This window comes from Micromonospora sp. CNZ286 (assembly GCF_014207755.1).
Window position 1 is genome coordinate 2,413,348 of the sequence record NZ_JACHIZ010000001.1, and the last position, 26,185, is coordinate 2,439,532.

8 protein-coding genes are annotated in these 26,185 nt (G+C 74.6%); 1 reads left to right on the top strand and 7 read right to left on the bottom strand.

Features of this window, described 5'->3' with window-relative positions; translation table 11 throughout:
• The first annotated feature begins 58 nt into the window (after positions 1–58).
• The gene (locus tag FHX31_RS10975) at positions 59–2,056 is read left to right on the top strand and encodes a S8 family serine peptidase (RefSeq protein WP_013476330.1); all 1,998 of its coding nucleotides are present in this window, start codon (positions 59–61) and stop codon (positions 2,054–2,056) included.
• Here the strand turns inward: FHX31_RS10975 and FHX31_RS10980 are convergent, their stop codons facing one another.
• The 7 genes from FHX31_RS10980 to FHX31_RS11010 all read right to left on the bottom strand — a co-directional run bounded on the left by FHX31_RS10980 (position 2,057) and on the right by FHX31_RS11010 (position 26,161).
• Entirely contained in the window at positions 2,057–2,956 is a 900-nt protein-coding gene (locus tag FHX31_RS10980) for a GlcNAc-transferase family protein (RefSeq protein ID WP_184975963.1), read from the bottom strand. It abuts the gene before it with no gap.
• Positions 2,953–3,897, bottom strand: a complete 945-nt coding sequence (locus tag FHX31_RS10985) for a hypothetical protein (protein WP_184975966.1) — start codon at positions 3,895–3,897, stop codon at positions 2,953–2,955. Before FHX31_RS10985 ends, FHX31_RS10980 begins: the two co-directional genes overlap by 4 nt.
• 127 nt (positions 3,898–4,024) lie before the next feature.
• Entirely contained in the window at positions 4,025–4,945 is a 921-nt protein-coding gene (locus tag FHX31_RS10990; RefSeq protein WP_184975969.1) for a hypothetical protein, read from the bottom strand.
• Positions 4,942–5,442 carry a type VII secretion system-associated protein gene (locus tag FHX31_RS10995; protein ID WP_013476333.1) on the bottom strand — a complete coding sequence of 167 codons (501 nt, stop codon included), beginning with the start codon at positions 5,440–5,442 and terminating at the stop codon, positions 4,942–4,944. Before FHX31_RS10995 ends, FHX31_RS10990 begins: the two co-directional genes overlap by 4 nt.
• Positions 5,439–5,804, bottom strand: coding sequence for a type VII secretion system-associated protein (locus tag FHX31_RS11000; protein ID WP_184975972.1), 366 nt, complete (start codon positions 5,802–5,804; stop codon positions 5,439–5,441). Before FHX31_RS11000 ends, FHX31_RS10995 begins: the two co-directional genes overlap by 4 nt.
• A gap of 62 nt (positions 5,805–5,866) precedes the next feature.
• Positions 5,867–6,190, bottom strand: a complete 324-nt coding sequence (locus FHX31_RS11005) for a YrhB family protein (RefSeq protein ID WP_013286993.1) — start codon at positions 6,188–6,190, stop codon at positions 5,867–5,869.
• A gap of 78 nt (positions 6,191–6,268) precedes the next feature.
• Positions 6,269–26,161, bottom strand: coding sequence for a DUF6531 domain-containing protein (locus FHX31_RS11010; protein WP_184975975.1), 19,893 nt, complete (start codon positions 26,159–26,161; stop codon positions 6,269–6,271).
• Positions 26,162–26,185: the final 24 nt, after the last annotated feature.

The window sequence follows — 26,185 nt, forward strand, 5'->3', positions numbered from 1 at the left end:
ACCACGCAACGTCCGGGACCACACCCGTGACCGGCGCCGGCAGCCGAGGTGGTCGCGGATGACCCGGACCGCACCGGCAGCCGCCCGGGCCGCGCTCGCCGCCGTCGTCGCGTCGGCGGTGCTCGCGCTGACGCCGCTCGCGCCGGCCGCCCGCGCCGAGGGCGACCACGTCAAGTACTACACGGTCGAGGCGGCCCACCAGGGCGAGCCGGAGAACCTCACCGAGATCGCGGAGCGGTTCCTGGGCGACGGCGCGCGGGCGGCCGAGCTGTTCGCGCTCAACGCCGGGCGGATCCAGCCGGACGGCACCACCCTCACCGACGGTTCCCGGCTCCGGGCCGGCTGGGTGCTGGTGCTGCCGTGGGACGCGTACGGCAGCGAGGTCCGCCGGGGTGTCCCGCCGGCCGCGAAGCCGGCGCCCGGCGCGTCCACGCCGGCCGGACGGCAGCCCGCCGCCGACGGCGACGCGGCCGTCCGCCCGCCGAAGGGGTGCCGCACCGCCGCGACGTCGCGCGCCCGGTCACAGTGGGCGGGTCCGCGCGTCGCCGCCGACCAGGCGTGGCCGCACAGCCGGGGCCGGGACCAGCTCGTGGCCGTCGTCGACTCCGGCGTCGCCGGCGGCCTGCCCCCGCTCGCCGGCCGGGTGACGACGGGTGTCGACCGGGCGACCGGCGGCGCTCGCGGTGACACCGACTGTCTCGGCACCGGTACGGCGATGGCCGCGCTGATCGTGGCGCAGCCGGTGCAGGGGTCGGCGGTGGCCGGCATCGCGCCGGACGCGGCGGTCATGCCGGTCCGGGTAGCCGGCCGGACACCCGGTGCCTCGACCGCGGCGAGCGTGGCGGGCATCCGGGCGGCGGTCGGCTCCGGCGCCTCCGTCGTCGCGCTCGGGCCGCAGGTGGACCTCGGCCAGGCCGAGGTGGTGTCCGCCGTCAACGAGGCGGTCGACGACGGCGTGGTGGTCGTGGTGGGCGCCGCCGCTGAGTCGGCGCCACCGGACCCGGACGTGCCACTGAACGACGCGGTGCTGCGCGTCGGCGGGATCGGGCCGGACGGGGGTACGGCCGACAGCTACCGGTCCGGCGGCGTGGACGTGGTCGCACCCGGCATCGACGTGACCAGCCTCGGCATCACCGGCGCGCGACCGGTGAACGGCGCCGGCACCCACCTCGCCGTCGCGTACGTGGCGGGGCAGGCGGCGCTGATCCGGTCGGCGTACCCGGATCTCGACCCGGCGCAGGTCCGCAACCGGGTGCTGAAGACCGCGAAGACCACCGGCGGCGTCGCGCCGGAGATCGACCTGACCGCCTCCGTCACCGCCGTGCTGCCCGAGGAGGCGCCCCGGGCACAGGCGGCCGCGCAGGCGTCCGGCTCCACCGGGATCGGCCGCCGGGCGGCGTTGCTGGCGCTCGCCGGGCCGGCGGCGCTCGCCGCCCTCCTGCTGGGCCTGCGCGCCCGCAGGTCGGCGCGGACGGGTGCCGGGCGGCCGGAGGCGGCACCCGCCGGGACCGGGACGGCAGCCCCGTCCGTCCCCACCGTCACGGCGGACGCCGCCGCGACGCGGACCGATCCGGTCGTCGCCGCCCCGCCCCCGACCGATCCGGCCGTCGCCGGGCCGGACGTGACGGCGGCGGTCGCGGAGCTGAGCCGCGACCCCGCGCTGCGGCACCTGGCCGCCGACGAGGCGGGCATGGCGTACCTGGCGGAGACCCGGCCGGAGGCGCGCGAGAAGGCGCTCATCGGCCTGGTGCCGGGCATGGACGACGAGACGGTGGCAGCGCTGCCGGCGATGGTGACGGCGCTGCCCGGCACCGACGAGCAGGAGCAGTCGCTCACCGGCGTCCTGGTCGACGTCCGGCGTCACCTGCGCGGCGACCCGCTCGCGCTGGACCGGGCGCTGGTGCGCGCCGGGAAGGTCCGGTGGCAGTCCCAGCACGAACTGGCCGAACACGTCACGTCGTACGCGCAGCAGCATCCGGAACTGGACCGGCTCGCCACCGCCATCGCCGAGACCCGCTGGTCGAGCGGCGCCGGGGAGCCGGCGCGGGGCAGCTGATCAGAGCAGCACGAGTTCCTGGGCCAGCATGTCGGTCCAGGTGCGCCGGGTGAAGTTGCAGCCGGTGTGCGCCACGAACTGCTCCAGGGTGCGTACCGGCCCGATGCCGAGCCGGTCGACCGGCGGGGTGTGCAGCATGTAGAGCACCCGGCGACGGCTCAGTTCCTCGTAGCGGGACCAGTCCTGCTCGACGTGGTCGCTCCAGTGCCGCGGCCGGTCCTGCCGGATGTAGTAGTGCCAGGTCAGCACCTCGGTGGGGTGGAACAGGTCGTAGCCCCACGTGTAGGCGCGCAGGGCCAGGGTGATCTCCTCGCCGTGGAAGTAGATGCCCGGGTCGTAGGGCACCTCGGTGACGAACGAGCCGGGCGCGAAGAGGAACCCGGCGGCCAGGAACAGCGCCGGCTTGGGCGGTACGCCGGGCGCGGCCCCCTCGATCAGGCGCTGACCGAAGACCGGTACGCCGAACGTCGTCCAGTCACTGACGACGATCTCGGCGGGCGCGCCCGCGCCGGTGAACTCCTGATCGGGCTCGTAGCTCGCCGGGTACGCGGTCAGGACCGGTTTCGCCGCACCCGTCTCCCGCGCCATCCGGATCATCCGCACGTCCCAGCCCGGCGCGAACCGGGTGTGGCTGTCCACCTGCAACAGCCAGTCCTCGCCGCGGTACCGCTGGAACGTCTTGTCCCGGGCCCAGCAGGCGCCGCGGCTGTCCCGGGCGTCGTACTCCTGCACGTCCACCTGCGGCAGGTCCCGGATGGCGGAGATGTCCTCGTCGCCGAGGTGCTGCCAGCACACCGCGATGCGAACGTCCTCCGGGTGCGCCGCCTTGGCCAGGCAGTCCAGCACCGTCGGCACCAGTTCCCGGTCCCGGTACGACGCGACCGCCACGAAGATCGTCACGCGTCCGCCTCCGCGTCCGCCTCCGCCGGGACGAGGGCGTACGACTGGAACAGCAGCGCCAGCGCGCGGTGCTCGTCGGCGGGATCGGTGACCGGGAGCCGGTCACCACGTGACCGGATGTGGGCCAGGAGGTCCGGCTCCGGCGCCAGCCCGTACGCCTGGAGGTAGTAGGCGACGGACTCGGGCCAGAGCCAGCGCCCGTCGGTGCGGTAGGTCATCGGCACGACCCGGCCGCGTCCGGGCTCCACCACGTCGGGCCCGCGTGCGGTGGTGGCGAGCACCGGCGTGCCCGCGTCGAGGTACGCCGCCGCCCGTTCGAGGTCGGTGCCGGACAGCCGCTCCCGGTCCGGCGCGAAGCGTGCGCCGTCGTCGTCCACCTCGTCGAAGACGCGGGCGATCCGCAGCGGTTCGGTGTCCCGGCCGGCCCAGAGCAGCGCGCCGGACCGGCGGGCCGCGGCCGCGTACGGCGGGAGCTTGTCGCCGGGGCGGTACACCTCGACCAGCGGGGCCGAGATCCCGGCCCCGGCGAGTGCCCGCATCACTGTCGCCGCCGTCACCGCCTGCGGCCCGTTCGTCTCCAGCACGTAGACCGGCGCGGGCGGGATCACCGAGGCCGCCCACTCCGGGGCGATCCGCCATCCGCGCCACAGCGCTACCGCGCCGGGCTGCTGCCGGGCCGCCGCGACCGCGACCCGGTCGGTGTCGTCCATCAGGCCGTCGCGGCCGGTGAGGTCGGCCAGTGGCGGCACCCGGCCACCGAAGACACGCGGATTCGGTACGGCCGACGCGAACGTGAACGGCAGGTCGACCGGTCCGGACGGCTCCGGGAGAGACACCGTGCCGGTGTCGGCGAGCCGCAGCCGCGCCTCGGCGAGCATCGCGTCCGGCACCCGGCCACCGAGGTGCAGCAGCGCGGTGTGCAGCTCGTCCTGGTCCGTCATTCCCGGCCTCCTCGCGTCCTCGTCGGCGGGCGTCGGCGCATTCGACCACGGCGGCCGACGGGAGCGCCGCGCAGCGCCGGGGCTCGTGCCCGAAGGACACCGCGACCCGAGGCGTTCGTGCACCCGGTCAGAGCGCCCTCGCGCGTACCAGGGCGGCGAACGCCCGGTGGACGGCGACCGCGTCGGCGGGCGCGGGCGGGTCGGCCCGGCACCGCCGCAGGTGCCGCAGCAGACCCTCGTCGGCCAGCGCGCCCGCGTCGAGCAGCCGGTCGGCCACGTCGGCCGGCCAGACCCAGGTGCCGTCGGTGCGCAGGTGCGCGGTCAGGGCGGGCGCCGACCGCAGGTGGGTGACGAACGCCGCGATCTCGTCGTCGTCGACCGGGAGCCGGGCGTCCCCGTCGGTGGCCAGGTGCACCTCGCCGGCCGGCTGAGGAGCCCAGATCAGCGCGGACCGGGACCGGGCCGCCCACTGGTACGCGGGCAGCGGCAGGTCGGGCCGGTACACCTCGACCGGCGCGGCGTGCCCGGCGTCGGCGAGGGCCTGCTGTCCCCGGTCGGCGATCACGGGCAGTTCGTCGTCGGGCGCCGTCGCCTCGACCAGGTAGACCCGCACGGCTTCGACGGTGCCGTCCGGCCCCCGGGTGATCCGCCAGCAGCGCCACACCCCGGCGGTGCGCGCCGGGTCCAGCACGTCGAGCAGGGCCCGGTCGAGGTCGTCCACGGTGCCACCGGCGGTCTCGTCCACCACCGGCGGCGCGGCCGTCGCGTACAGCGGCAGGTCGGCCGGCGGGAACGGGACGAACAGGGCCGTCGGTTCGGCGTCCACGTTCTCGTCCGCAGCCGGTTCGGGCAGCAGCGGCGTCTCCGGGGGCAGCAGCGCGGTGAGCACCGCGATCTCCGCCGCGGACTGCGGGAACGCGCCGAGCAGCCGTGCGGCGCAGGCGCCGTGGTCGCCGTGGGCGAGCAGGCCACGCAGGCCGGCGAGGTCGCCGTCCGGGATCCGGCCCGCGGCACGCAGGCAGAGCAGGTGCAGCAGACCGGTGCTCATCGCGTCGCCGCCGTCTCGTGCAGGAAGGCGGCGGCCAGCCGGGCGGGCGCCGGGCCGCCCGGGTTGACGAGCACGTCACCGTCACCGGCCGCCCCGGCCAGTTCCGCCAGGTCCAGCAGCCGCCACCCGGGCGCCGGCACCGGCTCCCGGTGGGGTTCGCCGGTGGCGACCACCACGCACCGCTCGTCGCCGGGGGCGCTGACGACGAGCGGCCGCCCGTCGCCGTTCACGGCCAGGTGCAGGGGGGACGCGCGCAGCACCGACCGCAGGTGAGCCGGCTGCGCCGCACCGGCCGCGACCAGGCGCAGCAGCGCGTCGACCGGGTCGGTGGGGGAGTCCGGGAAGTGCGGGCGGTAGTCCGGGTTGCGCCGGAACTCGCCCACCTCGCCGTCCGCGCCGACCTGCCACACCCCGACGACCGCCTCGAACGGCGGTTCGTCGTCCTCGCCTGCCGGCCACTGCGGGTCGAGCAGGAACAGGAACTCGTCGTCGCTCATCCGTCCGTGTCCTCGTCGGCGAACCGGAGGGCGTGCCAGACGATCGCGGCGGCCAGCCGTACCGGCTCGGGGCCGTTCGGGTCGACCAGGACGTCGATGCCGTCCGGAAGCAGCTCGGCCAGCTCGGCCGCCTCGACCCGGCGCCACCCGGGCGCGAAGGTGCGGGCGCGCTCGTCGGCCGAGGTGGCCACGACCACGCACGGCAGGTCGTCGAAGGAGCGGACGACAAGGGGACGGCCGTCGCCGTTCGTCGCGAGGTCGAGCGGGGAGGCGCGCAGCGCGGACTGGACCTGCTCGATCGCGGCGTCGCCGCGCATCATCCGGTGCAGCAGCACGTCGAGCGGCTCGGCGCCGTGGGTCATGGTTCCTCCAGGTGGCGGCGGCCCGCCGCGACGGTACGGTCACGGCGGGCCGTCCGTCCGGCTCAGGCGAACGGGTCCGGTGCGGCCGGGACCGGCACCGGAGGCAGTCCCTCCCGCGCGGCGTACTCGTTGAGCCAGCGCTCCAGCGGCGGGCCGGACGGCGCCACCCACGGCTCGGCGCCGTTCTTCGGCACGACCAGCGGGCCCACCGCGAGCGTGTCCATGATGTCGCCGGTCTCGGTGGCCCGGACCGTGTTGAACGGGTACACCCAGCACCACTCGTACTCGGCCGGGGCGTCCGGGGCGAGCAGCGTCAGCGGCTGCTCCGGGTTCTCCAGCCGGCGCAGCGCGGTCTGCGCCCGGGTGCGGGCGTCGTCGGCGTTCATCGGGTAGTCCTTCTCTGTCGTGGTTCGTCTGACGGGATGCCCGCCCCGGCCGCCGTGACGGCCGGGGCGGGCGGCGGGTCACCGCCGGGGTACTGGAGCGGTGTGCGGTTCCGGCAGGGAACCGCCGGACGAGGTGGACACTGTGGCGCCGTTCGCCACCCGGCCGGCGGCGTCGTGCTCCAGCCGGGCCTGCGAGCCGCCGTCCTCGGCGGGGACGACCCGGCCCGCAGCGTCGTACGCGATGCGCGTCACCGACTCGCCGGTGCGCCGTTCCACCACCCGGCCGAGCAGGTCGTACGTGTAGTGCGTGACCTCGCCGGCCGCGTCGGTGCGCTCGACGAGCTGCCCGGCGGCGTCGTAGACGTACCGCTGGGTGCGGCCGTCGAAGTCGGTCTCGGACACCATCCGCCCGTTCGGGTCGTACGTGTAGCTCCACGTCGCACCCGCCGGGTTGGTGACACGCACCAGCCGCAGCTCGGTGTCGTACGCGTACTCGGTGCGGTTGCCCTCGTCGTCGATCTCGGCCGTGACCAGGTCGAACGCGCCGTACTCGCGGATCGTCCGGCGGCCCGCGGCGTCGACCCACTCGACCAGGTTGCCCTCGCCGTCGTAGAGGAACTCCTCGACCGAACCGTCCGGGTTCTCCCGCCAGGCCAGGTCACCCTCCAGCGTCCAGCCGACCTCGGTGAGACCGGTGTCGTCCTGGATGCTGAACAGGCGGCCGAGCGCGTCGTAGGTGTACTCCGTCTCGCCCTGCCCGGTGCTCACCGCGGTGATCTGCCGGGCCGTGTCGTGCACGACGGCGGTCGGTCCGACGTGGGTGGTCGTGCCCCGGCCGTCGGCGGCCGGCTGCTCGTACCGGACCACCTCACCGGAGGCGTCCACCTCGGCGATCAGCAGGCCGTCCGGGCCGAACTGGCGGTTGCGGGTGCTGCCGTCGAAGTCGGTCCAGGACACCGCGCGACCGAGTTCGTCGTACGTGGTGACGGACCGGCTGCCGTCCGGCCGGGTGACCGCGACCAGCCGCCCGTACGCGTCGTACTCGCTCGCGGTGGTGCGGCCCAGCGGGTCGGTCGTGGACCGCAGGCGGTACGCCTCGTCCCAGACGTTACGGGTGGTCGCGCCGAGCGCGTCGGTCTCCGCGACCACCTGGAAGCGGTCGTTGAGCTCGTATACGCGCACCGCGCCGAGCGAGTCGGTCACCACCGTACGGCCCGGCTGGTAGTCGAACCGGTAGCGCAGGTAGCCGCCCTTGCCGTCGGTGGCGACGCACCGGCCGGCCTCGTCGTAGGTGTACGTGTACCACTCGCCGTTGCGGTCCTCCCAGCGCACCAGCCGCCCGTCGGCGTACGTGAAGCGCTCGGGGTCGCCCGAGGAGTTCGTCACCTCGATCAGGTTGAGGTCGGCGTCGTAGCCGAACTGCGACGCCGCCATCAGGTCACCCGCCGCGTTGGGCAGCGAGACCATCGTGACCAGTCCGGCGGACGAGGTGAACGCGATGGTGGCGCCGGTGGACGACAGCAGCTGCGTCGGCGTACCCCGGCGGTCGCGGTGGATCGTCCAGCGGACGCCGCCGTCGGTGACGTCGGTGAGCAGCGACTCGGTGCGCGACGCCGCGGCGAACAGCAGGCTGCGGCCGGACGTCGGATCGGTCAGCAGCCACCCGCCGCCCACCAGCCGGCGCAGCGGCAGCGTCCGGCCGGTCTCCGGCTGCGCCACCTCACCCTCCGCCGGTAGCGGGTAGGTGAGCAGCGAGCCGTCGGCGGCCAGGTACCGGACCTGCTCGCCGTCGACGATGATCCGCTGGTCGAGCGTGGAGGCCCAGGCCCGGCCGAACGACCGGCCCCACCGGTAGTCGGAGCGGTAGGTCCGCTCCAGCGTGAGCCCCGGCATCACGGCGTCGGTGTGGGTGAGGATCATCCGGCCGGTGGTGACGTCGATCGGGTCACCCACGGTCGGCGTCTCCGCGGTGGTCTTGGCCACCGCCTCGGGCGCCACGCCGGCGAACGTCTCGGTGGTCGGCGAGAAGTCCGTCATGTCCACGTCGGAGTCGCTGTCGCGGACCGAGGCCATGTCCACGTCGCTGTCACCGTCGCGGACCGAGGCCATGTCGACGTCGCTGTCGGCGTCGCGGACCGAGGCCATGTCGACGTCGCTGTCGGCGTCGCGGACGGAGGCCATGTCGACGTCGCTGGACGGGCCGGGCACCGGGTCGCTGGTCCGGATCAGGACGACGGAGCCGTCCGGTCCGATCTGCGGCAGCGTCGCCAGACCGGGCACCTGCGAGTCCTCGAACGTCACCCGGCCCCGCGAGTCCTTCGACACGTTCACCACGTGGCCGACGGTGCCGGGGCCGCCCGTGCGGAAGCCGACGATGCCGTTGGTGCCGTTCGGCATGGCGCCGAGCGCGTCCACCAGCCCCTGGAGGGTGCCGACCTCCTCGGTGGTGCGCCCCGGGTACTGCTTCTGGAGGTCGCTCAGCTCCCTCGGCTGCGTCTGCGACGGGATCTGGGTGATCAGCCCGGACTGCTTGTAGCTGTCGACCGCCATCGTGAGCGTGATGCAGTCGTTCTGGTTGCCGGCGTCGCGGGACTGGTGGATCTGCCGCAGGTGCCGCCGGTCCGCGTCGTTGAGCGTCTCGAGGTCGGCGGCGGTGTTGGCCGTGCCGCCGTGCGAGTTCGCCGCCATGATCTGCAACGTCGACCCGTTGCTCAACGGGACGTCCCGGGACAGCGCGTCCCGGAAGGTGTCGAGGATCCGGTTCTGTGCCTGCGGGTCGCCCTGCGCCGCTGCCAGCTGCTCGGCCAGCGGCGTCGTGGTGTCCGCCTGCGTCGCGGCAGAGGCGGTGCCGATGCTGACCGGGCCGGTCTGCTGCCCCTGGAAGCCGTACTCCTGGCGACGGCCTCGCCGGTGGCTGCTGCCGCTGGGGCGGCTCCGGTCCCGCGGGCTGCGCGACCGGTCGCTGCGGTCACGGCTGCCGCTCGGCTCGCCGTCGACGGCGAACGCGTGCGTCGTGGTCCGCTGCGGCCTGCGTGTACCGGTGATCAGCTGATCGGGCCGGGGCCGCTGCGACGGCGGAACGTAGTCCTCCTCGCTGGCGTAGCCACGACGGGCGGGGCCGTACCAGTGACCGACGTTCTCCCAGTAGTGCTGTGCGCGTTCGCTCCTCGCCAGTGAGTGGATCTCCTGGAGCGCGTTCGCCGCCTCGTGGCGCTCCTGGGCGTAGCCACGGGCCTGCTCCGCGAATGTGACCACGGTGGCGAACTCCCGGCCGGCGGCGCTGGTGATGGAGTCCAGCGCCGTGAACCCACGGAGGTAGTTCGCGATCTGGCCGGCGGTCCGGCGACCGCCGTCTGCCTCCGCGCCGATCCGGTCGCCGAGGCCGGTCCCCTCCGCGTTGTTGTACGGGCGGTTGCCGACCATCGGCTCGTTGAAGTGACCGTCCCGGTTGCTGCGCGGCCCGGTACGCGGGCGGTGCCCGGTGCTCGCGTACAGGTCGGAACGGATGCTCTGGTAGCTCTGGTACGCCGTCGAGGACGTGTCGGCCAGCGTCGTCTGCGAGGCGAAACCGACAGTGTCGAACCAGGCCTGGGCCTGCGCGGTGACCTGCCCGACCGGTGTGCTCAGCGGCGGCGGCGACGGGGTGTCGCGCTCCACGTACTCGTAGGTGACGGTGCCGTCCGGGTTGCGCCTGGCCTCCCGCACCCAGGTCGGCATGCCGTAGAGCGCGCTCGGCGGTGGCGGCGCCGCGTTCGTGGGCAGGCTGCTGGGCGTCTGGTCGGAGGGCGCGGCGAGCGCCGGCTCCACAGCGGCCAGCGGGTGCGGCGTCGTCGGAGCGGGCGTGCAACTGGTCAGGCCCAGCGGGTCGGCCACGGTCAGCGGGTCGCTGACGTACGCGGTCGGGTTCGGGCCGCCGGACAGGCCCAGCGGATCGGGGCTGACGTACCGGCCGGTGGCCGGGTCGTAGTAGCGGAACCGGTTGTAGTGCAGGCCGGTCTCGGCGTCGACGTACTGGCCGGGGAAGGCCAGCGGCGTCGCGGTCCGGTCCGCGCCGCGTCCCCACAGGTCGCCCCGCGACCACCAGCGCAGCCCGCCGCCCGGCTCGACCAGGTGGGTCGGGGTGCCGATGGTGTCGGTGATCACCGCGCGGAGCGTGCCGTCGTCGGTCTGCGCGACCGGCACCGCCGCGTCCGGCCGGTAGTCCCACGTGGTCGTGGTGGTGGCGCCGGCGGCGTCGCGGTGCGTCTGCTCCAGCATCAGGTCACCGGACCAGGCGAAGGACACCTCCTCCAGCACCCGGTCGCCGTCGCCGAGACGCTGCTTCGCGATACGCCGGCCGAAGCCGTCGTAGCGGTAACGCCAGCGGTCACCGCCGGGCGTGACGGCCAGGACCAGCCGGTCCTCGGCGTCCCACTCGAAGCGCCACGCGCCCGCGTCGTCGACCCGGCCGGTGAGGCGGCCCTTCGCGTCGTAGGAGAACGTCGCGTCGTCGGAGCGCACGAGCATGGTGCCGGTGAACTCCCAGCGCCCGCCACCGGCGCCGACCAGGGTGCCGGCCTCGTCGTAGTCGTACCGCTGCGGGACGTCGCCGTCGACGGCCCGGACGCGGCCGGTGTCGTCGGCGGTGAACGTCAGGTCGCCGGCGAGCGAGTCGGCGATCGCGGTGACCCGGTCGGCGGCGTCGTAGGTGTAGCGGCGCTCGGCGGCGTCGGCGATGTGCTGCCCGGTGAGCCGCCCGGCCGCGTCGAAGGTCTGCCGCAGCGCGACCAGGCCGCCGACGGTCCGGCCGATCTCCCGGCCGGCGTCGTCGTGGGTGAAGCCGAGCAGGTGCTCCCCGGCGGTCAGGCTCTCCGGGCGGCCGGCGGCGTCGAACGTCCACCGGCTCGACCGGCCCGACGGCGTGGTGCGCGCCTCGACCGTGCCGGAGGCGGTGTACGAGGTGCGCACCGTCCGGCCGTTGATCGTCTCGGACAGCACCCGGCCCTCGGCGTCGCGGGTGAACCGCACCTGCGCGTCCGGGCTGAGCACTGCCGCCACGTGGCCGTCGGCGTCGTACTCGACGCGGGTGACGGCGTCGCCGACCCGGCGTTCCACGACCCGGCCCCGCGCGTCCCAGCGGTAGCGGGTGACGGTGCCGGCGGCGTCGGTGTGCGCGACCAGCCGGCCCGCCTCGTCGTGCTCGTAGCGCTGGGTACGGCCGTCGAAGTCGGTCTGCCCGCACAGCCGGCCTGCCGCGTCGTACTCGTAGTGCCACGTCCGGCCCGCCGGATTCGTCACCCCGATGAGCCGTAGTTCCGTGTCGTACGTGAACTCGGTGCGGTTCCCCGCCTGATCCACCCGTGCCGTGGGTAGATCGAAGGGGCCGTACTCGAAGCTCACCGCCCTTCCTGATGCGTCGATGACGTCCACCAGATTCCCTTCACCGTCGTAGAACCACCGTTGCGTGGAGCCGTCCGGGCGGACCCGCCACGCGAGATCCCCCTCGGCGGTCCAGCCGTACGTCGTGACCGCGCCGTCCGGGGCCCGGGTCGCCCGGACCCGTCCGAGCGCGCCGAACTCGATGTCGTCCGCGTGCGCGGGCGGGCGCTGCGGGACCGGGTGGGTCGAGCCGTCCGGAAGGGTGAGCGTGCGCGCCTCGTGGTCGAAGCGGGTGACGCGACCGAGCGGGTCGGTGTGCGACAGCAGCCGGTGCGCCGCGTCCCACTCCTGCCGGACCGTCGCGCCCAGCGGGTCGACGATCGCGGTGACCAGGTGGCGCTCGTCGAACTCGTACCGGGTCACCTCGCCCAGCGAGTTCGTCACGTGGGTGACGCCGTCGTCGTAGCGCAGGGAGTAGCGCAGGACGTCACCGCCGCCGCCGGCCCGGACGCAGCGGCCCGCCTCGTCGTAGTCGTATCCGAACCACTCGCCGTTGCGGTCCTGCCAGCGCACGAGCCGGCCCGCGTCGTCGTAGCGCAGCCGCGTCTCGTGTCCGGAGGAGTTGCGGACCTCGACCAGGCGCCGCCTGTCGTCGTAGCCGAAGGAGGGGAGGTGGACGGTGCCGTCGGCGGCGCGGACGTGTGCGCCGACGACCAGGCCGCCGGCCAAGTGCGGCACTACGACCGGGCCGGACGCGGAGAGCAGCAGGCCGGGCATGCCGTCGGCGGAGCGTTCGATCCGCCACCCGGTGCGGTCGGTGACCACGTCGGTGAGCCAGGAGTCGCCGTGCGCGTCGGCCGGCGCGAACAGCAGCGACCGGCCCGGCTCGGTGAGCAGCCAGCCGCCGCCGGTCAGCCGGCGCAGCGGCCCGCCGGGGCCGGCGACCGGCAGCGTCTCGTCGCCCTCGGCCGGCATCGGGTACGTGTGGATCGAGCCGTCGGCGGCCAGGAACCGCGCGTACGTGTCGTCGGTGACGACGCGCTGGTCCAGCGTGGAGGCCCAGGCCGGGCCGAAGCAGCGGCCCCACCGGTAGTCGGAGCGGTGGGTCCGTTCCAGGGTGAGCCCCGGCAGGCGGGCGTCGACCTCGGTGTAGAGGACCCGGCCGGTGGTGACGTCGACCGGGTCGCCGACCACAGGGGCCTGCGCGGTGGGCGTGGCCACCTCGGCGGCGGGCACGTCCACCGGCGGAGCCGGGGCCGGTGGTGGCGGGGCCACCTCGGCCTCGTGCGCGCGGTAGGCGTCCCACCAGGCGTTCTCGGCCTCCGTCACGGACTGCTCGGCCTCGGCGACGGCGTCGGCGTCCGCGTCCGTCCGGGAGGCCAGGCCGTCCAGGCGGGCCGCCGCGGCCGACAGCTTCTTCGCCGCGTCGGCGACGGCGAGCGCGGACGCGCGCAGACCGGGGGAGAGGTCCCGGCCGATGACGTCCCGGGCCGCCGCCTCGTCCAGCCGGACCACGAAACCGCCGGGCACCCGGACCTCCGTGCCGGCCCGGTGCCTGCCTGCGGCGTCGCGGGAACGCGCGACGAAACGGAACTCGACGTCGTACTCGACCGCGGCGGTGAGGTTGTCGTCCGGATCGGTGCGCCGGGCCGGCTTGCCGGTCGTGCTGACCGAGACCTTGCCCTCGTCCTTCACCTGGGCGCCCGGGTCGGTCCGGTAGAGCTGCTGCTCGACCAGCGTGGCCGCGTTGACGGCGGCGAAGTCCTGCCGCTCGCCCACCCGGCTCGCGCCGCCCGGATGGCCGACGCCGCCGACGACGAGCGGCCCGGCCGTCTTCAGCGCGAACGAACGTCCGGCGGTCTGCTCGTACTCGGTGTCCGCGGCGCGCTTCGCCGAGCCGCCGATCTTCACCGTGGCATCCGCGCGCAGGAGCTTCGGGCGGGCCACCAGCCGGGCGTCGAGGAACAGGTCGCGGCCCAGCCCGGCCGGCATCGGCAGCGGGTACGCGCCGTTCAACATCGCCGGCAACGCCTTGATCCGGCTCACGGTCAGTGTGTCGCGCAGCGCCGCGTCGACGTCCCTGCCGGGTGCGGCACCGGAGGCGACGAGCGCCTGCCGGGCCGCATCGTGCAGGCCGGGCAGGTCGACCAGGACGTCCTCGACGGCGAACCGGCCCGGCTCGGGCAGCCGGTCGAAGCCGGCCTCCTCGCGCCATCGCCGCCGGCCCTCGTCGGTGGTCTGCCCGGCGGCGACCGGTGTGACCGGGCCGGACGGGGCCAGTCTCCTGCCCTCGGTCGCCGAGTACGTGGTGACGTCGTGGACCGCGTGGACCGACACGCCGCCCTCGGGCAGCCCGCGCCCGGTGACGGTGACGGTCAGGCGGACCGCCCCGCGGTACGTGGGCACCGGGCCGGACACGGTCAGCGACTGCTCGTACGTGCGGCCGGTGCGCTCGATCGCCTTGGTGGCCTGGTTGCCGAGGGCGGCGGTGCCGGTGAGACCGGCGGCGACGGTGCCGGAGGCCGGGCCGTGCCCGGTGGTGCGGGTGGCGTCGTCCTGAACCCGGTCGGTCTCGGTGCCCTGCGCACGTCCGGTCAGCGTGACCTGCGCCGCCGTCCGCGACGTGGTGCGGGTCTGCGCCTCGCCGACGACCGCGCGGTCGGTGACGGACAGTTCGTCGACAAGGTCGATGCCGGTGAAGCTCGGCTCGCCCACCGGCTCGGCGGTGAGCGTGACGTCGTACGTGGCGCCCCGGAAACGCCGCTCCAGCCGTACCGTCTCGCTCCGGCCGCCGTTGAGCGCGTCGGCCAGGTGCAGGTGGGCGGCGCCGAGGAAACCGGTGCTGCCGAGCCCTCGGACCGGGTCGTCCGGGCCGCGGTCCCGGGTGGACGGCAGGATCGCCTGGGCGAGTTCCTCGCTCGACTCCCGCGCCAGGGCACGCCGCAGGTGCGGGATGCGATCGGTGAGGTCGATGTGGGTGGTGACGCCGCCGATGCCGAGGGACCGTTCCGGTCCGGCCCGGAACTCCGGTTGTGCCGCGTGGGCCGGTGCGCCGGGGTCCCCGGCGTCCTCGTTCTGTCGCTGCTGTGCCTCGCGTACCAGGTCGCGTTCCCGCTGTTGCTGTTCGGCCTGCTCGGCCCGCTCCCGCTCCTGCGCCGTCCGCAGCGCGTCCGTGGCCACCTCGTGCGCCGCGGCCAGATCCTCGCGTTCGCGCCGGTGGCGTTCCTGGAGATCGGCCAGGTAGTCGTCGGCGAGCTGCCGGCCCGCCCGGCTGATGCGGCGGTCCCGCCGGACCCGGTCCACGTAGGCCCGCACGTCACGCAGGTCGGTGTGCTGCCGCCGCAGCAGGTTCCCGAGTTCCGTGGCCTGTTCGCGCGCCATCCGGGCGAGCTGCTCGCGCTGCTCGGCGCGGAGCGTCTCGGCGTTCTCGGCGTGCCGCAGGTGCAGCCGTACGTCGGCGGTGCCGTGCCGGCGGGCGCGGTCGCGGTCCTGGAGTCGTTTCAGCTCCGTCGGTGTCATCCGCATGACGACAGCGCCGGGCAGGGTGAGCCGCCGGCCGGCCCGCCGGGCCGGTGTGCCGGGCCAGCGGCCCAGCGGACGCAGGTTGCTGTCGTGCCGGGCCTCGGCGACCACCTCGGCCTCGACGTCCACCCGCACCAGCAGCTCGCGTTCGGCCCGGCCGCCGCCGAGACGCAGCTTGGAGACCCCGGAGGCGCTGCGCTCGCTCATCCGGCCCCACGCCCGCCGCCACGGTGTGACGGACAGGATGACAGCGCCGCCGGGCCGGCCGGTGCTGCCGCCGTGGTCGGCGACCGGCCCGCTGACCGACGCGACGCCGGTGGCGGAGACGCTCAGCTCGACCGCGCGCGTGTGAGTGGTCTTGCGGGCGGTGCCGCTGGCGAAGGTCCGCTTGACGCGCGCGAACTCGGCGCCGTCGAGCACCGCCGGGTTGGTCGGGCGCAGCCGTACCCGCACGTCGGCGCGGGCGTCGGCGGCCCGGCGGCCGTGCCACAGGTTGCTCAGCGCCAGCGGGCGGCTGAACAGCTCGGCGTCACCGGTGAGGCGCTCGGGCGACAGCTCGTCGGCGACCACAGTGGAGATCCGGCCGTCCTCGACGGCGTAGACGTCGTCCCGGCTCGCCTCGCGCAGCGTCTCGACCACCGCGTCCTGCAACCGGTCGGCGCCGACGAACGACTCCACCCGGCGTCCGTCGAGGTCGTGCGGCCCGCCGGTCATCCGGCTCAGCGGCGGCGGGTACGCCATGGTCTCCACGTCGCGGGGGACCGGGCTGGGCTCCGCGCCGGGGCGTTGCCGGGAGACCCGCGACTCCGGGACGAGCATGCGCACGTCGAGGCGGTGCGTGCGGGGGCGCTGCTCTGATGCGGCTACGACGGTGGGCACGTCCCGCCCGTACGCCCCGAACGACAGCTGCCGGCCCGCCTGGTTGACCCGCACCGTGGACGTGGTGGTGACGGTGAGGTCGAGGGTGGCGGCGAACTCGCGCAGCCGTACCCCGGTGGGCTTGCCCTCGTCGTCGAGCGCCGGCCCGTGGTCGCTCTCGGTGGACTGCCCGCCGGTGACGGCGCTCTCGTCGGTGGTGCCCCAGGTGACCGCGGCGCGCGGTCCGCCGAGCAGCGTCGAGGCGGCCTGACCGAGCGGGCCCAGGATGCGTGGCTCCAGGCTCAGCTCGGCCGACCGGCTGTCGTCGCGGGCGCTGGTGACTGTGGACCTGGCGGTCCGCTTGGCGGCGGTGCCGATCTTGTCGTGGTCGAGCAGGTCGCCGTCGGACACCTCGCCGAGGCTGCCCTTGATCGTCACCACCGTGACGTGGTCGTGGAACGTGCCGGTACGGATCAGCGGGATCTTCAACCCCGGGCCGACGATCCGGTCCGCCAGGTGGCGCAACTGGTCGGGGGAGAGCTGCGTGCGCAGGTCGGTGGCCCGGGTCAGTGCCGCCTGAAGCTCGGGGGTCAGCCCGTCGGCGAGCTGCTGGTCGCCGAAGTGCCGCAGCGTCTCGTCGCGGGTGGCCAGGCGGAACCGGTCATGACCGGGCACCGACCGCACCGCGTCGGCGACCGTCTCGTACAGGCTCCGGTCGCCGACCCGGGTCAGGTACGCGCCGCCGAACGACTCACCCCGCTCGATGCGCGCCGGTGCGAAATGGGTCCGGTCGGTGCCGCGCCGTCCGCGCCACTCCCGGCCGTCCGGGTCGAGGGCGGTGCCGGGCAGCCGGTCGCCGGTGGTCCACTGGAGCGCGTCGACGGAACCGGACAGCATCCGCGGCGCGCGGCCCAGGACGCGCACCTGGACGCCGTACTCGACCCGGTAGCGGACGCCGGGCGCAGTGCCGGTCACCGTCTGCTTGCCGCCGGTCCGCTCGGTGATCGTCCGGGTGGCGCCACGCTCCCGGCCGCCGCCGACCCGCGGTCCGACGACCAGGCTCAGCGGCGCGGCGTCCACTCCGGCGCCGGCGAGGCCCCACAGCCCCCACTGCCGCTTGGTGGCGGCGGCGCTCGTGCTCTCGGCGGCGAGCGCGGACGTGTCGACGTGCGTGAGCCCGTCGACCCGCTCCACCTCCTCGACGTGCCGGGCGACCAGGCGCACCTCGACCTGCCGGGCGCGGCCCGGGAAGAAACGCCGCCAGCCGCTGCGCGCGGCGCGCGGCAGCGAACCCGACCGGACCCAGCCGTCGTGGACGTTCGCCGGGTCGGTGACCACCATCGCCGGCAGGCTGCCGGAGAACGTCGCGTCGCTGAGCAGCTTCTGCATCACCGGGCGGCCGGGCGCGCCGATCCGCACGAGGTCGGCCATGCCGTCCTCGGCGAGGATCGCCTCCACCTGGTCGAAGAACGTGGCGCCCGGATCGGCCGGCCGGCTGCGTACGCTCTCCACCCCGAACCGGGCCGGCACGGGCGCGCCGAGCGCACGGTCCGCGGCGGCCGGCGCTGTCGCGTCTGCCGTCCGCAACCCCGTGTGTACGGCGAGAGCGACGCTGCCGGAGGTCTCGACCGGGTCGACGGCGGGACGGCCGGGCCGCACGAGCCTTGCGACGAACCGGATCGGCACCGTCACCTCGGTCAGCCCGGTGACCTTGACAGTGGTGGTGGACGTGTAGGTGTCCTTGTGGGCGGCGGAGTGCTCGGTGGTGGGCGCCGTCGGCACCGAGCCGCCGACGCCGACGACGACACCGGGCATCGCGGTGACTGTCACCTTCGGCTCGACCCGCCGGTCCCGGTTGTGGCGCAGCGTGTGGGTGAGGTTCTCCCGGTTCTTGGCGGAGACCTTGCGCGGGTCGTCGTGGGCCCGGTCCACTGTGAGCGCGTCCCAGTCGAGGACGGCGGTGACCCGCAGCTCGGCCGGCCGCCCGTCGATCGTGACCGGGTACGGGCGGCCCTCGCCGAGGAACTGGTCCACGTCGTCGCGGCTGTCCGCCTCCACGGCGGCGACCACGTCGTCGGACAGGCCGGCGTCGAGGGTCCGCAGCGCCGCGCCGAGTGCCACGTTCTCGGTGGCGCGCAACTGTTCGGCGAGGCCGAGGGTGCGGCTTTCCCGCAGGTAGGAGGGCAGGCCCCGGCGTACCGCGTCGGGCGACGGCAGCGGCGCGGTGGTCCCGGTGGCCGACGACGTCCCGCCCGCGGTGTCCTCCGCGGCGGTGGTCTCTTCTGCGGCGGTCTCTTCTGCGGTGGTGGTGTCGTCGGCGGCCGACCGGGTGGCCGGGTCGTCGGCCGGCGTGGACGTGGCGAGACCGTCGTCGCTGTCGTCGCTTCTGTCGTCGTCGAAGCCTTCGTCGAAGCCTCCGTAGCCGTCGTCGTCGCCGAACAGGTCGAAGCCGCCGGAATCGCTGTCGCTGTCGGTGTCGCTCGCCGGGGCCGACGGAGGTGGCACATGGCGTGCGTAGGTGACGTGACCGGACGGGTCGATGGTGCGGAGCAGCTCCAGCCGTCCACGCGGCCGGGCGCCGACCACCGGGTAGTCGCGCGGCGTCCCGGCCGGGTCGTCGTACACGACGAGGTGCACCCGGGTGCCGCGGGCGGCGGCGAACTCGACCACGTCGTGCGCGTTGGCGATGCGCTGCCGTTCGGCGTCGTCGACCGGCGTGTCGCGGCGTTGCCCCCCGGGGTCGGGGGCGAGTACGGCCCGGACGAAGTGGCCGTTGTCGTACGGGTTGCGCTGCCGCATCGCCGCGGCCTCGTCGAGACTCATCGTGTCCCGGCCGGCGTGCAGCGTGCTCATCCGCAGGGCGTCGGCGTCACCGTCGGGCAGCGCGGCGGCGATCGCGTCGTAGAGGGAGCCGGAGTGCCGGTCGAGCCCGCCACGGTCGGCGACGGCGGTGGCGGCGGCGAACTCCTGCTGGATGGTCCCGGAGTCGTTCGACGTCGCGACGAGGTGCGCGGCGACGAGGCGCTGGCTGTCCGGCAGGCCCACGGTCCGGGCCGGCCGTGCCGGGTCCAGGTCGGGATCGAACTCGGGTGGGACGTCCGGCGCCGTGGTGGTGTCCGGCGCCGGCAGCGAGACGGCGGTGACGTACCTGTTGTGTGGTTGCGCGCCGAGCTGCCGCAGCTGCTGCGGCGTGAGCGTCTGCTGCCACGTCCACGACGGGCCGGGCACCACGTCGGTGGGCGCGGCGAACGGCTTCGGGGCGGCGAGGTCCGGCCTGCGCAGTTCGGCCCGGTACTCCTTGAAGCCGGTGCCCTCGGTATAGAACAGCTGCCGGTTGACGTTCGTCGGCACGGCGTGCGACTGCGGCAGGAAGTTGCCGACGGCGAAGTCGGCCGCGAGCCGGGACAGGTCGGTGGGCGTGGCGGCGCCCACGAAGTCCGTCATGAAGGCCAGGTCGCGGTCGGGATGCCTGTTGTTCTGCGAGTCGACCTGGACGTCGACGGTGAGGACGTCCGCCGGCAGACCGGCCGGCGTCGCCGCGCCGTGGGCGACGGCAAGCTCCTCGCCGTACGCCCGGTGCAGGCTCTCGGCCAGCAGGAGGAACTCCGCGCCCGCGTCGCCGAACCGGACCTCGGGCCGGCCCAGGGTGAGCAGGCCGTCGACGAACAGGTTCGGCTCCGGCGAGTACGGCAGCATCGGGTGGACCGTGGCCTGCCGGTCCCGGGACCGCATGTCCTCGTCCACGGCTGTGGTGAAGTCCCGGACGAAGGCGTCCCGCCCGGCCTGCGTGTCGAGCTTGGCGAGGCCGTTGTGCACGGCGGCCAGCTTCTGCTGCTCGGTCGTGCGTTCGCTGCCCGCGGGGAGGCCGGCGATCCTCGCCCGGTGGTCGCGCGCGCGTCGTTCCAGCCGTTCCCGGGTACGCCGGATCAGCTCCTCGGTGTCGCCGACGCGGTAACCGCCGGAGATCATCATGGGCCGGGCCGGTGGCTCGTCCTGCGGTCCGGTCGACTCCGGGTCGAAGCGGGTCCGGCTGTCGATGCGGTCGAACACGTGGGTGCCGTCGGAGGTCGTCCGGGCGCCCCTGTCGAAGTCCTGGATCGACACGTACGGGTAGCGCCGGGCCTCGCCGTCCGGACCGCCCTGCGCGAGGCCCTGGATCGCGGCGACCGTGTCGGGGTCGCGGAGCACCTGGTTGCGGGTGCGGCCGTACGGGAACTTCCCGTTCTTCGTGCCGACCGCGTAGCCGTTGACCGCCACCGGCACGTCGAGGCCCTCGGCGAGCCGGGCGGCCCGGGCGACCGCGTCCCGGAAGGCGAGGTCGGGGACCTCGGCGGTGGTGTTGACGCCGAAGACGAACGCGACTGTGGTGCCCGGGGCGAGTCCCTCGGTGACGGCACGGACCACCTCGGGGATCTGGTCGACGTCGTCGGCGGGCAGCATCGAGTTGACGACGAACCCGATGGGCGCGCCGTCGTCCTTGAGGTCGGCAGTCTCCTGCCGGTAGTTGCCCGGACCGACGTCGCGGGTGTGCCGGGTCAGCTCGTCGAACCGCGCGTTGCGGCCGCCGGGCACCCGTACCGGCTCGAACCGGACCGGCGCCGTCCGGGGCGGCAACCCGCCACGGTCGGGTGAGAGCACGTCGCGCTGCTGACCGGCGATCCGGTGGACGTTGCGCGCCAGCAACCGCGGATCGTTGCCGGGCTGCCGCGTGGTGGTCGCCATCAGCGAGTTGTCGCCCTGGACGAAGGTGCCGTCCAGGGCGCGGTCCGCCACCGAGTACTCGTCGCGCAGACCGAGGAAGTGCCCGATCTCGTGCGCGAGGTCGAGGTCGGAGGAGTGCGTCGACCAGGTGGTCTGGGTGGTCGGTGACGGAGAGCCGTGCAGCGCCACGACGGCGTGTGCCTCGCTCGGCCGGGTCACGAACTCCACTGTGACGTTGAGCTGATCGCCGCCGATCCGGAAGCCCTGGTTGTAGATCGCGTCGACCGCGTCGCGTACCCGGGTCTCCACGTCCGGCCGGGCATCCGCCGCCGCGTCGTCCCGGGGGTCCAGGAAGACCTTGACCGTGAAGTCCTGCACGTTGCGGTCGCCGAGGTCCAGCACCCGATGGTCGTACGCGATGCGGTTGTCCACCGCGTCGAGGCGCGGGCGGGGCCGGTCGCCCGCCGGAACGGTCAGGCCGGCCTGCTCGTACGAGCGGGCGACCACGTCGGGCACGCGGGTGTCGGGATGGAGCCCACGGTCGATGACGTCGTACGCGCTGGTGTTCGCGATCCGCCGTGGCGCGGTGTCGTGCTGCTCGGCGCGCGCCTGGGAGATCTCGTCGCGGGTCTTGGGCGTGGGGAACCGGTCCGGCAGGACTCCCGGGACGCGCAGGGTGTTGTCGGCCGGGGGAGCGCCGGGCGCGGCGTCGGTGCGCGGGCGGGCGTCCGGGTCCAGCGGCAGGCCGGTGACCGTGGCGAGGGCCTGGTCGACCTGGTCGGAGCCGGTCTGGCCGAGCGCGTCCCGCCACCCGTCGAAGTACGTGCGGACACCGCCGTCGTCGTCCTGGACGAAGTCCCGCACCGTGGCGGGATCACCGCCGTGCCGCAGGTACTCCGACGCCACCACGAGCCGGTCATGGCCGCCCCGGGCGGCGTCGTCGTTCCGGACCGACGCCGGCTCGTTGCGCCACGGCCTGGTGTCACCCTCGGAGCCGGTCACGGAGAGCGTGGGCCTGCCCTCCGCGAGCGACTCCTGCCATGTGTTCGCGCCCTCGGTGACCACGAGCGTGGCGCGGTCGCGGAGACCGGCCATCTGCTCCGGTGTGACACGGGGCAGCGCGGCGACGTGGACGTCGGCGTTGCTCGTGGTGAGGACCCGCTCGTCGTTGCCGAGGACCAGGACGACGGTCTTCCGGCCGGGCCGGGCGGCGGCGGCCAGCCGATCGACGACCTCCTGGTGCGGGGGAGTGTCAGGCGTGTCGCCGTAGTAGACGAGCACCACGTCGGTGGCGTCGTCGTCGACCACCGTCGCGAGGTCGTCGGCCCCGGGGATCCCGGTGGCGGTGATGACGTCCCGGGCGGCCGGCCGGGTGGAGGGCGGCGGGCGACGGTAGGACGGCACCCCGGTCGAGGTCTCGTCGAGTTCCGCCTCGACCGTCCCGGTGGTGCTGCGGACCTGCCGGGGGAACTGGTCCCACAGGAACGGCTGGAGCGTGACGACGTCGTGGTCCCTGCCACGGGCGGCGTCGCGCAGCGGACCGGCCCACGCCTGCTGGAACCACTCCCGCTTCTGCTCCGCGGTCCACTCCGAGCCGTCGTCGTTCTTCGGTACGTCGACAGCCGGCAGCACCGTCAGCACGTCGCCCTCGGGGAGCAGGCGGGTGGCGAGCTCGTCCATGCGCAGGCTCTGGGTGTTGCCCTGCTCGCGGATCTTCTGCTCGCGGAAACCCTTCTGCCGGTCCACCTGCCACGCCTTGGCCCGTGGCGCGCCGGGCCAGTCCGTCGTCTTCCAGGCATCCTCACGCGTGCCGGGCGGCCCCTGCGGTCGCATGACGACGTCCATCCCACCGCGGTGGCCGGTCCACTCCCGGTGGAACAGGTCGTACGAGCCCGCCGGTGTCTCGAACTCCTCCTGCCGGCCGAGCTGCTCGGCGTAGAAGGGCGTCTTGTTGCCGGGATAGGTCAGCACGACCGTGCCCCGGTAGCCGGTGGCGGCCAGCCCGTCGAGCATCGCGACCGTCGCGGCCTGGTGTCCCACGCCGGGCGACCCCTGGTCCACGACGTGCACGACGCCGTACTTCTCGTTCAGCCTCTGGCCGACGGGGGTGGGCGAGGGCCTCGGCGCGCGGTGCCGCAGCGTGGCGGGTGAGAGGTCCGTCGGGGTCAGGTCGACGGCCTGAGTCGTGGGACCGGCCGACGGCGGTGGCGGCATGCCGGGTGGTGGCGGCATGCCCGGCGGTGGTGGCGGTGGGAGCATGCCCGGCATACCGGGTGGCGGTGGCGGTGGTGGCGGCATGCCCGTCATGCCGGGCGGTGGTGGCGGGGCCGGGGCGCGGGACGGGATCTGCGGATTCGGACGCGGGTCCGGCGTCTGGTCGTGCGCCGTCTGCGGCACCGGCAGGTCGCGCACCGGGCCGGCAGTCAGCGCGGCGTCGTGGATCGTCTTCAGATCCTGCGCGGTGAGATAGTCGACCGGCCCGGTCGAGGTCGCGGCCTGCTCCGACGACGTCGGCAGGGCGCCGACGTCGACGCCCATCACCCCGGGACGGTCGACTGTGGTGAACAGGTGCTCGGGGGCCTGGTGACCCTCCTTGGCCCCGAGGTAGTGCATCACCTCGTGCACCATCACCGAGAGACGGTCCCCGGTGTTCCACAGGTGCTGGTCGGTGCTCACCCCGGTCTCCGAGGTCACCTCGACCGACGGGTTGCGGCGCGGATCCGCCTGCCAGTCGCGGGTCATACCGTCGCGCCACGGAGGCGTGTCGACGACCAAATCGATGTGCAGCAGCCGGCCGTCGGGCAGCGTGTACCGGCCGTTGACCATCTCGTCGACTGTGCGCTGCACCGTCTCCGCGAAGTCCCGCAACTCCCGGGGGGACATCTGGTCGTTCTTCGAGACCAGATCCAGGTGTACGTCGAACGACCGGTAGTCCCTGCCGTCGGCGGTGAACTCCCGGGTGGTGAAGTCGATAGTCGTGATCTCGCCGCGCAGCAGGTGCGTGCCGGGGACGACGGTGTCCTTCCAGGGCACGTACCGCTCGGTGCGCAGCCGCTTCGGTTCCGCGCTCGCCTTGGCCTGCCGGAACTGCGGGCTCCGCTCGGCCCGGGTGGTCGCGGCAGGGTCCGCGACGGCGAGCGGCGGCGCTTGCACGCTTCGCGACCCGTCCGGCGTCGGTTCGGCGGTGTCGTCCCGCGCTGCCGTCGGTCCGTCCGGCGTCGGTGCGGTGCCGACGACGCTCGTGTCCGTGGCGTGGTCCGCCACCGTGGCGGCGGTGGCGTCCACCGAGGCGTCCGAGTGGACGTCGTTCGATGCGGCGTCGGTGGTCGGGCCTGGTACCGCGACCGCCTGCTCCCCTGTGGAGGGCGTGCCTGTACCCGGATCGGTGGCCGGGGAGGCGACCACGGCCGGGCCGTCGACCGAGATGCCGTCGACGGGCGCCATCGGTGGCGGGGGCGCGGCGCCGACGACGTCGCGTGGGAGAGCGGTCGGCTGGCCGCTGGTCGTCGACGGCGGCGTACCGGTGGCCGGTGTGCTCGTGGTCGACGTGCCGGTGCTCGGCGCGCTGGTCGGTGGGCTGGTCGACGGCGTGCTCGCAGACGGGGTGCCGGTGCTCGATGCGGTGGTGGTCGGCGGTGCGGTGGTGCTCGCGGTGCCGGTGCTCGGTGCGGCTGTGCCCGGCGTGGTGGTTGTCGGGGTGCCTGCGCTCGGTGTGGCGGTGGACGGTGCGGGGCCGGTCGGGACGGCCACCGGCTCGGCAGCGGTGGCGGGCGAGGTCACGGGTGCCGGGGTGTCGGCACCGGCTGTTCCGCCGCTCGACGTCGGAGTGTCGAAACCGGGAAGTCCGCCGCCGTAGGGCGCGGCGACGTCGGCGCCCGCTGCCGGGGTGCCGATCGTGGGCGTACCGGTGCCGGTGCTCGCCGGGTTGCCGCCCGGCGTACCCGTCGAGTCGGCGCGCGGTGCCGTGGCTTCGCCGCCTGCGGCCGGGCCCGGCCCCGTGGCGACACCGCCGACCCCACGCGGGTCGGCGCCGGCGCCCGGACCGGCCGTGCCGGGCCCGCTCGGGGTCTGACCTCCGACGCCGTCGGGGCTCGCGCTGCCGTTCGATACGCCCGCTTGCGACCCGTCGCGGACCTGACCACCGGCGGTCTGACCATCCGCGGTTGGACCGCCCGCGGTCTGATCTCCCGCGGTTTGGCCGCCCGGAGTCTGAGTGTCCGGGGTCTGACCGCCCGCAGTTTGGCCGCCTGCGGTCTGACCGCCAGCGCTTTGGCCCCCGGAGGTCTGACCGCCCGGGGTCTGAGCACCCGCAGTTTGGCCGCCCGCGGTCTGGCCCCCGGGAGGCTGGCTGCCTGGAGCGGTGCTTCCGGCGCTGCCCTGACCGGTGCCCTGGTTGCCCGGACCCTGGTCACCGGAGCCCTGATGCGCCGGCCCCTGACCCCCGGCGTCGCCCGGGCCGGACCCCTGACCGGCACCTCCTCCGACGACCGGGCCGCCCGAGGGCTGCGGACCCGGGCCGCCGCCCTGACTGCCCGGGCCGGCGGAGGAGCCGGCGGGCGGGGGCACGGGCGGTCCGTCCACGGCGGTGGGCGGAGGCGTGGGCGCGGTGGTCGTGAGGCTCTTCGTCTCGATCGTCGGCGGTGGCGCACCGGCACCGGCGCCCGGGCCGTAGCTCTGGCCCACCACTGTGGCGTAGTGGTGGGCCATTCCGCCGATCATCGACGACGTCATGGTGGCCCACGGGTTGAAGCCGCCGCCACCGACCATCATGGTGAACAGGCCCTCGAACAGCGTCTCGGCGAGTGCCGACAGCCCTTCCCGCGACAGAACACTGTTGTTCATCTTCGGGAAGAACTTGCCGCCGATCATCTGCACGCCGCTGACGCCCGCGCCGATGAACGCGCCTCCGGCGAACGCCATCGCCAGGTCCTTGTAGTCGAGGGACTTGCGGTTGCCCTCGATGATCTGCGTGACCTGGGCGGCGGCGCTCTGCCAGAGTTCCTCCAGGCCCTCCTGGAACGCCTCCCAGGCCAGCCGCATCAGCATGTTGCGCAGGCGCTGGCGGAACAGGCTGATCAGCGCCCCGACGATCTCCTGACCGATCTTGATCAGGGCGGGCACCGCTGCCGCGCCGAAGCCGGAGGCCAGCGCGATGGCGATCTCCACGACCTGGGTGAAGGCCGCGATGACGATGTTGTACTGGGTGTTCTCCGAGTCCAGCGCGAAGTTGTAGGCCGAGCCGCCCAGTGCCAGCGCGATGTTGCCGCCGGCCGGCACGTTCTTGGTGATACCGACCTGGTACTGCTGGAACGCGTCCATCGCCGGGCCGGACAGGCTCCCGGCCAGCCCGTAGCCGAGGTTGGCGGTCGCGCCCATCCCGTTGAGGATGGTGCTGCTGAGCGCGTACAGCTCGTCGCCCATGGCCCGCAGGGCGGCGGGGTCGGCCTTCGGGTACTCCTCGCCGACGGCGACGAGGATCAGGTCGTACGCCCACTGCCACTGCGGGTCGTTGGGGATGTGGAAGTCGGGCATGTCCTACCGGGCGCGGGTGGGTGG